Annotated in this window: 14 protein-coding genes; 6 read left to right on the top strand and 8 right to left on the bottom strand. The window is 67.5% G+C overall.

What is annotated here, in order from left to right; all coding sequences use genetic code 11:
• Nucleotides 1-33 precede the first annotated feature (33 nt).
• The 3 genes from ACJ4V0_RS04845 to ACJ4V0_RS04835 all read left to right on the top strand — a co-directional run bounded on the left by ACJ4V0_RS04845 (nucleotide 34) and on the right by ACJ4V0_RS04835 (nucleotide 2,826).
• Nucleotides 34-1,350 carry a nicotinate phosphoribosyltransferase gene (locus tag ACJ4V0_RS04845; RefSeq protein ID WP_448298427.1) on the top strand — a complete coding sequence of 439 codons (1,317 nt, stop codon included), beginning with the start codon at nucleotides 34-36 and terminating at the stop codon, nucleotides 1,348-1,350.
• A gap of 33 nt (nucleotides 1,351-1,383) precedes the next feature.
• Complete coding sequence (locus tag ACJ4V0_RS04840) at nucleotides 1,384-2,184, top strand: SDR family NAD(P)-dependent oxidoreductase (RefSeq protein ID WP_448298426.1); 801 nt, start codon at nucleotides 1,384-1,386, stop codon at nucleotides 2,182-2,184.
• Nucleotides 2,185-2,325: 141 nt separating this feature from the next.
• Nucleotides 2,326-2,826 (top strand): Uma2 family endonuclease, encoded by a 501-nt coding sequence (locus ACJ4V0_RS04835; protein ID WP_448298425.1) that lies wholly within the window; start codon nucleotides 2,326-2,328, stop codon nucleotides 2,824-2,826.
• Nucleotides 2,827-2,829: 3 nt separating this feature from the next.
• Here the strand turns inward: ACJ4V0_RS04835 and ACJ4V0_RS04830 are convergent, their stop codons facing one another.
• Nucleotides 2,830-5,163 (bottom strand): bifunctional salicylyl-CoA 5-hydroxylase/oxidoreductase, encoded by a 2,334-nt coding sequence (locus ACJ4V0_RS04830; protein ID WP_448298424.1) that lies wholly within the window; start codon nucleotides 5,161-5,163, stop codon nucleotides 2,830-2,832.
• A 152-nt stretch (nucleotides 5,164-5,315) separates the two neighbouring features.
• On the opposite strand from ACJ4V0_RS04830, the gene ACJ4V0_RS04825 reads away from it, so the two are divergent.
• Genes ACJ4V0_RS04825 through ACJ4V0_RS04815 form a run of 3 tightly spaced genes read left to right on the top strand, consistent with a single transcriptional unit; the run spans nucleotide 5,316 to nucleotide 8,257 of the window.
• Complete coding sequence (locus tag ACJ4V0_RS04825; RefSeq protein ID WP_448298423.1) at nucleotides 5,316-6,101, top strand: SDR family NAD(P)-dependent oxidoreductase; 786 nt, start codon at nucleotides 5,316-5,318, stop codon at nucleotides 6,099-6,101.
• A gap of 12 nt (nucleotides 6,102-6,113) precedes the next feature.
• Complete coding sequence (locus ACJ4V0_RS04820) at nucleotides 6,114-7,787, top strand: AMP-binding protein (protein ID WP_448298422.1); 1,674 nt, start codon at nucleotides 6,114-6,116, stop codon at nucleotides 7,785-7,787.
• Between the two features lie 23 nt (nucleotides 7,788-7,810).
• Nucleotides 7,811-8,257 carry a RidA family protein gene (locus ACJ4V0_RS04815; RefSeq protein ID WP_448298421.1) on the top strand — a complete coding sequence of 149 codons (447 nt, stop codon included), beginning with the start codon at nucleotides 7,811-7,813 and terminating at the stop codon, nucleotides 8,255-8,257.
• A 662-nt stretch (nucleotides 8,258-8,919) separates the two neighbouring features.
• Here ACJ4V0_RS04815 and ACJ4V0_RS04810 read toward each other — a convergent pair.
• The 7 genes from ACJ4V0_RS04810 to ACJ4V0_RS04780 are packed head-to-tail and all read right to left on the bottom strand — an operon-like array spanning nucleotide 8,920 to nucleotide 14,356.
• Complete coding sequence (locus ACJ4V0_RS04810; protein WP_448298420.1) at nucleotides 8,920-9,381, bottom strand: RidA family protein; 462 nt, start codon at nucleotides 9,379-9,381, stop codon at nucleotides 8,920-8,922.
• 14 nt (nucleotides 9,382-9,395) lie between these two features.
• On the bottom strand, nucleotides 9,396-10,478 hold the full coding sequence (locus tag ACJ4V0_RS04805; protein ID WP_448298419.1) for an alanine racemase: 1,083 nt from the start codon (nucleotides 10,476-10,478) through the stop codon (nucleotides 9,396-9,398).
• Between the two features lie 11 nt (nucleotides 10,479-10,489).
• On the bottom strand, nucleotides 10,490-11,191 hold the full coding sequence (locus ACJ4V0_RS04800; protein WP_448298418.1) for an ABC transporter ATP-binding protein: 702 nt from the start codon (nucleotides 11,189-11,191) through the stop codon (nucleotides 10,490-10,492).
• On the bottom strand, nucleotides 11,185-11,712 hold the full coding sequence (locus ACJ4V0_RS04795; protein ID WP_448298417.1) for a MarR family winged helix-turn-helix transcriptional regulator: 528 nt from the start codon (nucleotides 11,710-11,712) through the stop codon (nucleotides 11,185-11,187). The genes ACJ4V0_RS04800 and ACJ4V0_RS04795 overlap by 7 nt, the downstream gene beginning before the upstream one ends.
• A complete protein-coding gene (locus tag ACJ4V0_RS04790) occupies nucleotides 11,709-12,464 on the bottom strand; it encodes an ABC transporter ATP-binding protein (protein ID WP_448298416.1) in 756 nt (251 codons plus the stop codon). The genes ACJ4V0_RS04795 and ACJ4V0_RS04790 overlap by 4 nt, the downstream gene beginning before the upstream one ends.
• On the bottom strand, nucleotides 12,461-13,429 hold the full coding sequence (locus ACJ4V0_RS04785) for a branched-chain amino acid ABC transporter permease (RefSeq protein ID WP_448298415.1): 969 nt from the start codon (nucleotides 13,427-13,429) through the stop codon (nucleotides 12,461-12,463). Before ACJ4V0_RS04785 ends, ACJ4V0_RS04790 begins: the two co-directional genes overlap by 4 nt.
• A 3-nt stretch (nucleotides 13,430-13,432) precedes the next feature.
• Nucleotides 13,433-14,356: a branched-chain amino acid ABC transporter permease gene (locus ACJ4V0_RS04780; protein WP_448298414.1), complete on the bottom strand. Its 924-nt coding sequence runs from the start codon at nucleotides 14,354-14,356 to the stop codon at nucleotides 13,433-13,435.
• Nucleotides 14,357-14,379 lie beyond the last annotated feature (23 nt).

Genomic DNA, 14,379 nt, shown 5'->3' with positions numbered 1-14,379 from the left:
CCGCTCCCCTGCCAAGCCACGAGCGGGCCTTTCATGGTCGACATCGCCACCCGGGTCTACAATCACACGTGGAAGCTCGACCCGATCATCCGGTCGCTTCTCGACTCGGACTATTACAAGTTCGCGATGCAGCAGCTCATCCGGCGCTTTCACCCGGAGGTGACGGCGACCTTTGCGCTGAACAACCGCAGCGTGTCCGTCCGCCTCGCCGACGTTATCGACGAGGGGGAACTCCGCGAGCAGCTCGACCATGTCCGCGAGCTGCGGTTCCGGCCGAAGGAGCTGATCTGGCTCGCCGGCAACACCTTCTACGGCCGCGAGCGCATCTTCGGCCCCGACTATCTCGCCTTCCTGAAGGATTTCCGGCTGCCGGAGTACCAGCTCGAGAAGCGCGACGGCCAGTACGAGCTGACCTTCGCCGGCAAGTGGGCCGAGACGACGATGTGGGAGGTGCAGTCGCTCGCCGTGATCAACGAGCTGCGCGCCCGCGCCACCATGCGCTCGCTGTCCAAGCTCGAACTCGACATCCTCTATGCCAACGCCAAGGCCAAGGCCTGGGAGAAGATCAAGCGCCTGCGCCGGCTGAAGGATGAGGTCGGCACGCTGAAGATCTCCGATTTTGGCACCCGCCGTCGCCACGGCTTCCTCTGGCAGCAGTGGATGATGGAGGCGATGGCCGACGCGCTTGGCCCCGAGGTCTTCACCGGCACGTCCAACATGAAGCTCGCCATGGATCTCGGCCTCGAGGCCATCGGCACCAACGCCCACGAACTGCCCATGGTCTATGGCGCGCTGGCGCGGAGCGACGAGGACCTGCTGAAGGCGCCCTACAAGGTGCTGGAGGACTGGGCGCGCATCTACGACCAGAACATGCGCATCATCCTGCCGGACTGCTTCGGCACCGCGCATTTCCTCGCCCACGCCCCCGACTGGGTGGCCGACTGGACCGGCGCCCGCCCTGATTCGAAGGACCCGACCGAGGGCACTGAAGAACTCATCCAGTGGTGGACCGGGAAGGGCCGTGACCCCACGAAGAAGCTGGTCATCCTCTCCGACGGCATGGACATCGATTCCATCGAGGAGACCGCCCGCCGGTTCAAGGGCCGCGTCCGCATCGGCTATGGCTGGGGCACCAACCTGACCAACGACTTCAAGGGTTGCGTGCCGAACGGCGACCCGAACGGGCTGGCGCCGATCTCGGTGGTCTGCAAGGTGATCGAGGCGAACGGCCGCCCGGCGGTGAAGCTCTCCGACAATCCCCTGAAGGCGACCGGCCCCAAGGACGAGATCGAACGCTATCGCCGCGTCTTCGGCACGGCGGGCATGAAGGCGCACGCGGTTGTCGTCTGACGTCGACGGGCAGCCATCAGCGGAGGTTCGACCATGCATGACCTGACCGGCAAGGTCGCCTTCATCTCGGGTGCCGGCTCCGTCGGCGAGGGCTGGGGCAATGGCAAGGCGACCGCCGTGCTGCTGGCGCGGCAGGGCGCGACCATCTACGGCACGGATATCTCCGCCGAGGCCGCCGAGGAGACGAAGGGTCTGATCGCGGCGGAGGGCGGCACCTGCGTGGCGCGCGGCGTCGACATGACCCGGGCCGCCGAGGTGGAGGCGGCGGTGGCCGACTGCCTCGCCCGCTTCGGCCGCATCGACATCCTCGTCAACAATGTCGGCGGCTCCGCGCCCGGGGACCCGGTGTCGATGAGCGAGGAGGTCTGGGACTTCCAGCTCGACCTCAACCTGAAGACCGCCTTCCTCGCGGCCAAGCACGTGATCCCGGTCATGGAGCGGCAGGGCGGCGGCGCCATCGTCAACCTCTCCTCGATCGCCGGCGTGCGCATCCTGCCCGACCGGCCGCATGTCGCCTACACCACGACCAAACTCGGCATTCTCGGCTTCTCGCGGTCGATCGCCGTGACCTATGCGAAGAAGAACATCCGCTGCAACACGGTGATCCCCGGCCTGATGCACACGCCGCTGGTCGAACACCGGCTGGCGAAGACCGTTGCCGGGGGCGATGCCGCGGCGCTCATTGCCGCCCGCAACGCGCAGGTCCCGACGGGCAGGATGGGCGATGCCTGGGACGTGGCGCAGGCCGTGCTCTTCCTCGTCTCCGACGAGGCGCGCTATGTGACGGCCGCCGAGATCGCGGTGGATGGCGGCCTGTCGGCGGCGAGCCGGTAGAGGCGCGTTGTCCCGCCGGGCGATACATCACGTATCGAAATTGCTATGATCGCGCGGAAGGAGGCCGCCATGAACGTGATGGTCACGCAGGGAGCCGAAGGACTGCCGCGGCGGGCGTTCACCGTCGAGGACGCCTTCCGCATGGTCGAGACCGGCATTCTTCGGGAGGATGAAAGGGTCGAACTGATCGAGGGGGAGTTCGTCCCGATGAACGCGAAGAACCGCATCCATCAGCGCGTGCAGGATGATCTCACCATGGCCTTCGCGCGGCTGCTTCCCGTGGGCTTTCGCGTCGGGGTCGAACCAACCCTGCAGCTTTCCGAGACCACTTTCCTGTCGCCGGACATCGTCGTGTACCGCGATTTCACCGGCGAGCGGTTGACCCCTGCCGACATTCTCCTGGCCGTCGAGGTGACGGACACGAGCCTGGCCTTCGATCTCGGTCGGAAGGCCGGTCTTATGGCGCGCCATGGCGTCGATGAGTATTGGGTCGTCAATGCCCAGGGGCTGGATGTCACGATCCATCGCAGGCCGCGCCCCGACGGCTATGGCACCGCCCTCCGGCTGTCGAAGGACGAGGCGCTGACCCCGGCGCACCCGGATCTTGGCATGGTTACGCTTCGTCTCACCGACCTGCGCTGAGCCCTATTCCGCCGCCGCCTTCCGCTCGAACGACCCCCGTGCGTGCCGCTTCGGCCGCGCCGCGATCTTCAGCGCCTCGAAATCGGCCCTGTCCTTCACTGCGTTGCGCAGCGCCTGGTCCTTTCCGGGCTGGTACTGCGGCGGCTGGTGGATGTCGACGCCGTACCAGGCGGCCGCCTTCAGCATGAAGGAGGGGTCGGCGAGATGCGGGCGGCCGAGCGCCACGAGGTCGGCGCGACCCGCGGCGAGGATCGTGTTCATCTGGTCGGCCGAGGTGATGTTGCCGACGCACATGGTCTTCACATCGGCCTCGTTGCGGATCGCGTCCGAGAACGATGTCTGGAACATGCGGCCATAGACCGGCCGGCTCTTCGGCGATGTCTGGCCCGTGGAGACGTCGATCAGGTCGACGCCGGCCTCGGCGAAGGCCCGGGCGATGGCGATGGAATCGGCTTCCGTCAGCCCGCCCTCGGCCCAATCGCTGGCGGAGATCCGAACTGACATGGGTTTGTCCGCCGGCCAGGCGGCGCGCATGGCGGCGAAGACCCGCAGCGGGAAGCGCAGCCGGTCGTCGATGGAGCCGCCATACCCGTCCCTGCGGGTGTTGGTGAGCGGCGACAGGAAGGACGCCAGCAGGTAGCCGTGGGCGCAGTGCAGTTCCAGCATGTCGAAGCCGCAGCGCACGGCGCGCTCGGTCGCCGCGACGAACTGCGCGGTGATGCCAGCCATGCCCGCCTCGTCGAGTTCGGCCGGCACCTGGCTGTCGGGATAGTAGGGCAGGGGTGAGGCCGAGACGAGGGGCCAGGCGCCTTCGGCCAGCGGCCGGTCCATGCCTTCCCACATCAGCTTGGTCGCGCCCTTTCTGCCGGCATGGCCGAGCTGGAGGCAGATCTTCGCCCGCGAGTTCTGGTGGGCGAAGGCGACGATCCGCGTCCATGCCGCCTCCTGCGCGTCGTTCCACAGGCCGGCGCAGCCGGGGGTGATGCGGGCGTCGGGGGCGACGCAGACCATCTCGGTGTAGACGAGGCCGGCGCCGCCGACGGCGCGGGCGCCGTAGTGGACGACGTGCCAGTCCGTCGGCAGGCCGTCGACCGCCGAGTACATGCACATGGGGGAGACGACGGCGCGGTTCTCGACCGTCATGTCGCGCAGCGCCAGCGGCTGGAACAGCGGCGGCCGCGGACGTTCCAGGTCGGCGCCGGGCACGCCTTCCGCGAACATCCGGTCGGCGGTCGCGATGAAGTCCGGGGCGCGCAGCTTGAGGTTCTCGTAGGTGATCGCCTTGGAGCGCGTCATCAGGCCGAAGGCGAACTGGCGCGGGTCCATGTCCCAGAAGCGGTCGACATGCTCGAACCAGACGAGAGACACGTCGGCGGCGTGCTGGGTGCGCTCCACCTCCTCGCGCCGGTCGGTCTCGTAGGAGGCGAGCGCCTCCTTGACGGTGCCTTTGGCGCGTAATGCGTCAAAGAGCGCGATGGAATCCTCCATGGCGAGCTTGGTGCCGGCGCCGATGGAGAAATGCGCCGTGCCCTTGGCGTCACCCATCAGCACCACATTGTCCTTCACCCAGCGCTTCGAGCGGATCATCGGAAACTGCCGCCACAGCGAGCGGTTGGTGATGAGCGGATGGCCGGCGAGTTCCTCGGCGAAGACCTGCTCGAGGAAGCGCGCGGAGGCCTCCTCGTCCATGTGGTCAAGGCCGGCACGTGCGAAGGTGTCGGGGTCGGTCTCGATCACCCAGGTCGAGCCGCCCGGCTCGTACTGGTAGGTGTGGGCGATGAAGATGCCGTGCGCCGTCTCGCGGAAGAAGAAGGTGAAGGCGTCGAGTTCGCGGGTCGAGCCGAGCCAGGTGAACTTGTTCGGGCGCAGGTCCACCTCGGGCTGGAAGTGGTCGCGGCTCGCCTCGCGGATGCGCGAGTTGATGCCGTCCGAGGCGACGATCAGGTCATAGCCTTCGAATGCGCCGAGGTTCGGCTCCACCTCGGTCTGGAAGCGCATCGCGACGCCGAGCTGGCGGGCGCGCTCCTGCAGCAGGATCAGGAGCGTCTGGCGCGAGCAGCCGCAGAAGCCGTTGCCGCCGATGCGGTGCACCGTACCCTTGAACCGCACCTCGATGTCGTCCCAGTAGGCGAAGTTCTCGGTGATGGCACGGTAGCTCTCGGCGTCGTAGCGCTCGAAGATGTCGAGCGTCGCATCGGAGAAGACGACGCCGAAGCCGAACGTGTCATCAGGGCGGTTGCGCTCGAACACCGTGACCTCGGCCGAGGGCTGCCACTTCTTCGTGAGGATGGCGAAATAGAGCCCGCCCGGTCCGCCGCCGATCACCGCGATGCGCATGGACGTCTCCTCTGTCGGCCTGCCGCCCGGCGGCGGCCGCTGGACCGCCCGCTCGACAAAATAGTTTAGGCTTAAAACAATCGGCGGCAAGGCAGCGAAAGCCCCTTGCCGGGAATTATTTGAAGCTTAAACTATTCTGTCAGGAGGCCACGATGCCGACGGACCCCGCCGCCGCCTCATCATCCGCCGCACGGCCGCTCGCCGGCAAGCGGGCGCTCGTCACCGGGGGCGGGCGCGGCATCGGCCGGGCCATTGCGGCGGCGCTGACCGGGCAGGGCGCCGAGGTCGTCATCCTGGGCAGGAACCCGGCCGCTCTCGATGAGGCCATCGCCTTCGGCGCCGCGGCCCAAGCCCTTACGTGCAACGTGACCGACGCGGGAGCGCTGGAGCGCGCCCTCGCCGATGCCGGCAATCTCGACATCCTCGTCAACAATGCCGGCCATGCCGAGACCGCGCCGATCAAACGCATGGACCGCGCGCTGTTCGACCGGATGATCGCGCTCAACCTCACGGCGGTCTTCGAGGCCATCCGCCTCGTCCTGCCGGGCATGGTGGCGCGCGGATCCGGGCGCATCGTCTCCATCGCCTCGACAGCCGGGCTCACCGGCTATCCCTATGTCTCCGCCTATTGCGCGGCAAAGCACGGGGTGGTCGGGTTGACGCGGTCGCTGGCGCGGGAGGTCGCGACCTCCGGCGTCACCGTCAACTGCGTCTGCCCCGGCTTCACCGAGACGGACCTCGTCTCCGGCTCCATCGACACCATCGTGGCGAAGACCGGTCGCACGCCGGAGGCGGCGCTCGCCGACCTCACGAAGTCCATGCCCATCGGCCGCCTGATCAGGCCGGAAGAGGTCGCAGGGGCCGTGCTCTGGCTCGTCTCCGATCAGGCCGCAGCCGTCACCGGCATCGCCCTGCCGGTGGCCGGTGGCGAGATCTGAGGGAGAGCCGCCATGTCCTCCTTTGATCCTCTCGCTCCTCTCCACTCCGCCCATGTCGACACCTTCGCGGCCCGCGGCCTGCCGCCGGCCGAGCTGCAGCCGACCTTCCTCTTCGATCGCCCGGAACTCGCCTATCCCGAGCGCCTCAACTGCGTGACCGCGTTCATCGATCGGCACCTGGCCGAGGGGAGGGGCGACAGCACCGCCATCCTCGCGCCCGACGGCACGCACTGGACCTATGCCGACCTTGCGGCTGAGGTGAACCGCATCGCGAATGTGTTCACCGGGTCCCTCGGTCTCGTGCCCGGCAACCGGGTGCTGCTGCGCGCGCCGAACAACCCGACCATGGTCGCGGCCTACCTCGCGGTGATCCGGGCCGGCGGCATCGTCGTCGCCACCATGCCGCTGCTGCGCGCCCGCGAACTCGGCCAGATCGTCGACAAGGCGGAGATCGCCCTGGCGCTCTGCGACGACAGGCTCACCGAGGAGTTGACCAAGGCCACCGGCACCTCCCGCTTCCTCAAGCGCATCGTCACCTTCTCCGAGTTGCAGTCGCTCGCCGCCGCGGCATCGGCGGATTTCGCCGCGGTCGACACGGCGCGCGACGATGTCTGCCTGTTCGGCTTCACCTCGGGAACGACCGGCGAGCCGAAATGCACCATGCATTTCCATCGCGACCTGCTCGCCATCTGCGACGCCTATGCGGGCAATGTGCTGAAGCCCACCGCCTCAGACCGCTTCATCGGCTCGCCGCCGCTCGCCTTCACCTTCGGTCTCGGCGGTCTCGTGCTGTTCCCCTTCCGCGTCGGCGCCTCGACCGTGTTGCTCGAGAAGGCCTCGCCCGGCGACCTGCTGCCGGCCATCGCCGCCTTCAGGCCGACCATCTGCTTCACCGCGCCGACCGCCTACCGCGCCATGATCCCGCTGCTCGGGGATCACGACTGGCGCTCCCTGCGCAAATGCGTCTCGGCTGGCGAGGCCCTGCCGAAGGCCACCTTCGATGCCTGGCAGGCGGCGACGGGCCTCAAGCTGATGGACGGCATCGGCGCCACCGAGATGCTGCACATTTTCATCTCGGCGCCGGAGGAGGCGATCCGCCCGGGCGCGACGGGCAAGCCGGTGCCCGGCTATGAGGCGAAGGTGATCGGCGCGAACGGCGAGGACCTGCCCCCCGGCACGCCCGGCCGTCTCGCCGTGCGCGGTCCGACCGGCTGCCGCTATCTCGCCGACGACCGGCAGCGGACCTATGTCCGCGACGGCTGGAACGTCACCGGCGACACCTATGTCGCCGACGAGGACGGCTATTTCTGGTACCAGGCGCGCAACGACGACATGATCGTCTCCGCCGGCTACAATATCGCAGGACCCGAGGTGGAAGCGGCCCTGCTCGCCCATCCGACCGTCGCCGAGGCCGGCGTCGTCGGCCGGCCCGACCCCGAGCGCGGCATGATCGTGAAGGCCTATGTGGTGGTGAAGCCGGAGGTCACGCTGACACCGGCGCTCGCCGTCGAGCTGCAGGCCTTCGTCAAGAACGAGATCGCGCCCTACAAGTATCCGCGCGACATCGCCTTCGTGCCCAGCCTGCCGCGCACCGAGACCGGCAAGCTGCAGCGCTTCGCCCTCCGCGAGCGCGCCGCCCGCGAGGCGGCCGGCCCATCCGACGACAACGCCAAGGCCGCCGAATAGACGCGCGCCGCCGGAGACGCTCCATGACCCAGCCCGTGACACCCGTGATCCCGCTCGCCCTGCCGGACGAGGACGTCCGCCCCGTCACCCTCAACCCCAAGGGCTGGCCGGTGCCCCGCGGCTATGCCAACGGCATGGCGGCCAAGGGCCGCATCATCGTCACCGGCGGCGTCGTCGGCTGGGACGTCATGGGGAACTTCGCGGAGGGCTTCGTCGCCCAGGCGCGCCAGTGCTTCGAGAACATCCGCGCCATCCTGGCCGAGGGCGGCGCCAGTCCCCACCACATCGTCCGCCTCACCTGGTACGTGACGGATGTGGAGGAGTATTCCGCCAACCTGCGGGCCATCGGCGTCGCCTATCGCGAGATCTTCGGGCAGCACTACCCGGCCATGGCGGTGGTGCAGGTGGTGCGGCTGGTGGAGGTGGCTGCGAAGATCGAGATCGAGGCGACGGCGGTGGTCGCGGAGTAGGGGGCGGGAGGCTATCGGCTCTTGAGTTCCGCGAAAACATCAATTCGCTGCGACCCTATTGGACGCTTCCCCTTTAGCAGTCCCTCAGCCTGACCAGTGTATCCAACGTCGCTTCGCCATACTTCGTTTGGACCCATCGTCAAATTGAACCGAGGGGGCTTTCGGAGTGGCTCGAAAAATGCGCGACCAACCCGGAAATGAATTGCCAAATGAAATATGCCCGTCAGTAGACTCTGAACGTCCTCACCGCCACCCAAGTGATAAGCTGGCGCAGGGTATATAAAGGCGCCGCATACCATTCGCCCCGCATTGCTTCCGATGCGTGTGTCTGGAAGAACAGTCGCATACACGTAATCGCTAGCTTGCTTAACGCTATGAGACCAGCGAGCATATTTCCAACTATCGTTGGGTTCTTTCACTTCAAATGCGATTGCGCAGTCTCGGAATCGTGAATCATCTGGAAATGCTACGATATCGGCGCGGATTGTAAGACGCGGGAACAACGCTGGCCGAAGTCGAACCTCTTCAAAGCAAGTAAAATTGCCATTCAGGGCGTTTACAAGCTCAGCCTGTCGGAGCTTTTCGATATCCATCTCAATCCGCCTCTTTCGATTTTTCGGCTGAGGCAGCAACGATGCAGTGATTCTAGATGCAAATCCGACTCAGTCGTGAATCCTGATCACCGCCTCCACCTCGACCGTGATGCCCATCGGCAGCGAGCCCATGCCGACGGCGGAACGCGCATGACGGCCGCGATCGCCAAGCACCGCCACCATCAGGTCGGAAAATCCGTTGATGACGCGCGGATGGTCGCCGAAATCGGGCGTGGCATTGACCATGCCGAGGACCTTGAGAAACTCCACCTTGGAGAGGTCGCCGCCAGCCGCCGCCTTGGCTGAGGCGAGGATCTGCAGGCCGACCAGCTTGGCGTGCTCGTAGGCTGCCTCCACCGTCACGTCGCCGCCGACCTTGCCGGAATGCAGCGATCCGTCCGCCCGGCGCGGGCCCTGTCCCGCGAGATAGGCGATGGCGCCGTCGCGCCGGAACGGCACGTAGTTGCCGGCAGGGGTTGGCGTCGGCGGCAGGGTCAGGCCCAACTGGGCGAGCTTGTCTTCGGGACTCATCGGTCGCGTCTCCTTCACCTCAGCTTGCCGCGGGCTGCGACCGGCAATATGCCGACGATTTCGTCGCCGCGCACCATCACCACCTCGTCCACCATGTTGACGACGACGCAGACATGGTTCGGCACCACGCGCACCACGTCGCCGACCTTCGGCCGCTCGTTGCACTTCGTCAGGTCGAGCATGCCGTGTTCCTCGGCGAAGCGGGCGATGCGTGCCTCCGGATGCTCGAGGATGAGGCCGAAGCCGTCGAGCCCGCCGCCGGGATCGGAGGTCAGCGTCTTGGAGCCGGCGTCGAGGATGCCGCGGTCGGGGCCGGCACGGCTGACGACAGTGGTGTAGATGGTAAGGGCGCAGTCATCGAGCGTCGCGACGCCGGCGGCGATCTGCATGCGGTCGTTGTAGATGTAGGTGCCGGGCCGGTGCTCGGTGGCGCCCTTGAGCTTGCCGACGTTCTTCATGTTCGGCGAGCCGCCGGTGGAGACGATCTCCGCGTCGAGGCCTTCGAGCCGGATGCCGGCCAGCGCCGCATCAAGGAACTTCTGCGCCTCCGGCCAGCCGTCCTCGGTCGGGTACATCATGAAGCCCCTGAAGGCGAGGCCGGGGGAGGCGGCGACGAGCTTGGCGAGTTCGATCGCCTCGTTCGGCGTCTCGACGCCAGCGCGCTTGCGGCCCGTGTCGCATTCGATGACGACGCCGAGCGGCCGGCCGCCGGCTGCGGCCGCCTTGGGCAGGTCGCCGATCACCACCGGATTGTCGGCGGCCACCGTCATCGTCGTGGTCTCGAGCAGCCTGCCGAGCCGTGCCATTTTCTCCTCGCCGAGGAGATTGTAGCTGATGAGGATGTCGTCGATGCCGGCGGCGGCCATCACCTCGGCCTCGCCGATCTTCTGGCAGGTGATGCCCTTCGCCCCGGCGGCGACCTGCAGCTTCGCCAGTTCCGGGCTCTTGTGCGTCTTGATGTGCGGGCGGTTGGCGACGCCCGCAGCGTCGCACTGGGCCTGGATGCGGGCGATGTTGGCCTCCACCCGGTCCATGTCGATGACGACGGCGGGCGTGCCGTAGTCGCGGGTGATCTTGGCGGCAAGCGAGGTGGTCATGAACGATCCGATCAGACGTGCAGGTAGCGGTCCTTCAGGTCGGGACTGGCGAGGAAGTCGCCGCTCGTCCCTTCCCAGACGATCCGGCCCTTCTCGAGGATCAGGTGCCGGTCGGCCAGTTTGACCAGAGCATCGACGTTCTTGTCGATGACCAGGATCGATTGGCCGTCCTGCTTGAGGCGCGCGAGGCAGGCCCATATCTCGGCACGAATGACCGGGGCGAGGCCCTCGGTCGCCTCGTCGAGGACGAGCAGCTTCGGATTGGTCATCAGCGCCCGGCCGATGGCCAGCATCTGCTGCTCGCCCCCCGAGAGCTGGTTGCCCATGTTGCGGCGGCGCTCCTTCAGGCGCGGGAAGAATTCATAGACCCGCTCCAGCGTCCAGGCCTGCTCCCGCCCGTCGCGGTTGGCAGCGGTGGCGACGAGGTTCTCCTCGACATCGAGGTTGGGGAAGATCTGCCGTCCCTCGGGCACGAGGCCGAGCCCGGCCTGCGCCACCCTGAAGGGCGGGCTGCCGGCGAGCGCCACGCCATCGACGTCGATGGAACCCGCCGCGGGCTTCAGCAGGCCGAAGATCGACTTGATGGTCGTCGTCTTGCCCATGCCGTTGCGGCCGAGCAGGGTGACCACCTCGCCGTTGCCGACGCCGAGCGAGACGCCGAACAGCACCTGCACGTCGCCATAGCCGGCCTCAAGGTTGGAGACGGTCAGCATGACGGTCCGCCTCCCTCCTGCCGGGCCACGGCGGCGCGCGCGACGGAGGCCTTGGTCTTCGCCAGCAGCCCCATCATCACCTCGCGCTCGGTTGGGTCGAGCCCGGCGAGCAACTCGCGCACCCAGGCGCCGTGCTCGCGCGCCATGCGGTTGAATTCCGCGTGTCCCCGGTCGGTCATGGCGATACGCTGGACACGGCCGTCCGCCGTATCGCGCCGCTTCTCAACATAGCCCTGCTCGGCGATACGGGCGACGAGCCCGGTGACGTTGCCGTTGGTCACCATCATGCGTCGGGAGATCTCGCCGAGCGTCATGCCGTCCGGCGACTTGTCGAGCTGGGCCAGCAGGTCGAAGCGCGGCAGGGTGATCTGGAACCGATCGGCGAGACGGCGTCGGATCTCCCGCTCGATCATGGTGGTGCAGGTGAGCAGGCGCAGCCAGAGCCTGAGTTCGGGGCGGGCATCGCGCGGCTGGTCGGCAAGGCGCGTTTCCGCGTCGATGGCGAGATCGACATCGGTCATGCGAAGTCCTCCTCGCCCAGATAGGCCTCGCGCACGGCCGGGTCGGCGCGCACCACCTCGGGCAGGCCCGAGGCGATGACGCGGCCATAGACCAGTACCGAGATGCGGTCTGCGAGGCGGAAGACGGCGTGCATGTCGTGCTCGACCAGCACCATGGGGTAGCGCCCCTTCAGCGCCAGCAGCACCTCCACCATGCGCTCGGTCTCCTCGCGCCCCATGCCGGCCATGGGCTCGTCGAGGAGGAGGAGCTTCGGCTCGGAGACCAGCGCCATGGCGATCTCGAGCTGGCGCTTCTCGCCGTGCGACAGGCTTGCAGCGGGCGAGGACGCGCGGGGCGCAAGACCTATCTGGTCGAGAGTGGCCATGGCCGTCTCGTTCAGCCGCTGGTCTGCGGCGGCGGGACGGAAGAAGCGGAACGAGGAGCCGTCATGGGCCTGGGCGGCAATGGCGACGTTCTCCAGCGTCGTGAAGCCGGGCAGGACCTGGGTGATCTGGAACGAGCGGGTGAGGCCCTTCAGGGCGCGGGCGTGGACCGGCAGGTGCGTCACGTCCTCGCCGCCGAAGGTGACGGTGCCGGCATCCAGCGCCACCTCGCCGACGATCTCGCCGATCAGGGTGGTCTTGCCGGCTCCGTTGGGGCCGATGATGGCGTGGAGTTCGCGCGGCGCGATGTCGAGCGTCACGCCGTCGGTGACCTTCAGCGCGCCGTAGCTCTTGTGGAGGTTCGACAGCGAGAGGATGGGGGCGGTCATCGCCTGTCCCCCCGGTCCAGCAGCTTCACGATGCCGCCGCGGGCGAAGATCGCCACCAGCACCACCATGGGGCCGAACAGCGCCTTCCAGTGCTGGGTCAGTTCGGCCAGCCACTCCTCCACCAGCGTCACGCCGATGCCGCCGATGATCGGGCCGATGAGCGTGCCCATGCCGCCGAGGACCACCATGGCGATGAACTCGCCCGACCGTTGCCAGGTCATGTAGGCCGGGGCCACGAACATGCCGAGATTGGCGAAGAGCGCGCCGGCCAGCGCGCAGATGGCGCCGGCGATGACATAGGCGGCGAGGCGGTAGCGGAAGGGATCGAAGCCGAGCGCCCGCATGCGCCGCTCGTTCTCCTTGGCGCCGCGCAGCACCCGGCCGAAGCGCGAGCCGACGATGGCCCGGAGCAGCAGGTAGCAGGCGATCAGTGTGCCCAGCACCACGAAGTAGAAGGTGGTGTCGTTGGCCAGGATGCGCGTGCCGAAGACCTCGGAGCGGTGGAACATCCTCAGGCCGTCGTCGCCGCCATAGGCCGACAGGCTGGTCGCGGTGAAATAGGCCATCTGCCCGAAGGCAAGGGTGATCATGATGAAATAGACACCGCGGGTCTTCAGCGAGATGGCACCTGTGACCAAAGCGAAGCCCGCGCCGGTGAGGATCGCCACGGGAAAGGCGATCGCCGCATCGACGATGTCATGGGAGAACAGGATCGCCACCGCATAGGCGCCGAGGCCGAGGAAGGCCGCATGGCCGAAGGACACGAGCGCGCCGTAGCCGAGGATGAGATCGAGCGACAGGGCGCCGATCGCCATGACCATGGCCCGTGTCACGAGGCCGAGGATGAAGCGCTCGCCCCAGACGAGCGGAACCAGGGCGAGCAGCAGAAAGACGGTGGCAGGAAGCCACAGGCGGCGCCAGAGAGGCGGTGTTGCGGGAATGCTCGGAAGGGAGGGTTCGGCCATGGCTCAGCCCTTGGCCGGGAACAGGCCGGTCGGCCGGAAGAACAGCACGGCGGCCATCAGGATGTAGATGGACATGGAGGCGATGGCCGGGCCGACGGTGCGCGCATCCGACGGCGACAGCCCGGCGAGGCGCAGGAGGTCCACCGAGAAGGAGCGCAGAAGCGTGTCGACGAGGCCGACCAGCAGCGCCCCGATGAAGGCGCCGCGGATGGAGCCGATGCCGCCGATGACGATGACGACGAAGGCGAGGATGAGGAGGTTGTCGCCCATACCCGGCTCGACCGAGAAGACGGGCGCCGCCATGCAGCCGGCAAAGCCCGCCAGCATGGCGCCGAAGCCGAAGACGATCATGAACAGGCGGCGGATATCGACCCCGAGCGCCGAGACCATGGGCGCGTTGGTCGCGCCCGCCCGGATCAGCATGCCGACCTTGGTCTTCGCCACCACGAGGTAGAGCCCGAGCGCCACCATGAGCCCCGAGGCGATGATGACGAGGCGCCACACGGGGTAGAGCACGCCGTCCGCGATAGGGATGGTGCCGGAAAGCGAGGGCGGGATCGGCACCTGCAGCGGGGCCGCGCCCCAGACGATCTTCACGCCCTCGTTGAGGAACAGGATCAGGCCGAAGGTCGCCAGCACCTGTTCGAGGTGGTCGCGGTCGTAGAGGTGGCGCATCACCACCACCTCCAGCAGCAGGCCGCAGGCAAGGGCCGTGATCAGCGCGAGGGCGATGCCGAGGAAGAAGTTGCCGGTCCAGGCGACGAACATGGCGGCGAGATAGGCCCCCAGCATGTACTGCACGCCGTGGGCGAGATTGATGAAGTCCATGACGCCGAAGACCAGCGTTAGCCCCGCCGCGATGAGGAACAGGAGCACGCCGAGCTGCAGCCCGTTCAGCGTCTGGATGATGAGCAGCGTGGAGGACATCGGACCTTGGCGATCGGGATGCA

It is taken from the genome of Phreatobacter aquiterrae (genome assembly GCF_053471285.1).
This window is presented reverse-complemented; position numbering and strand designations above follow the sequence as displayed.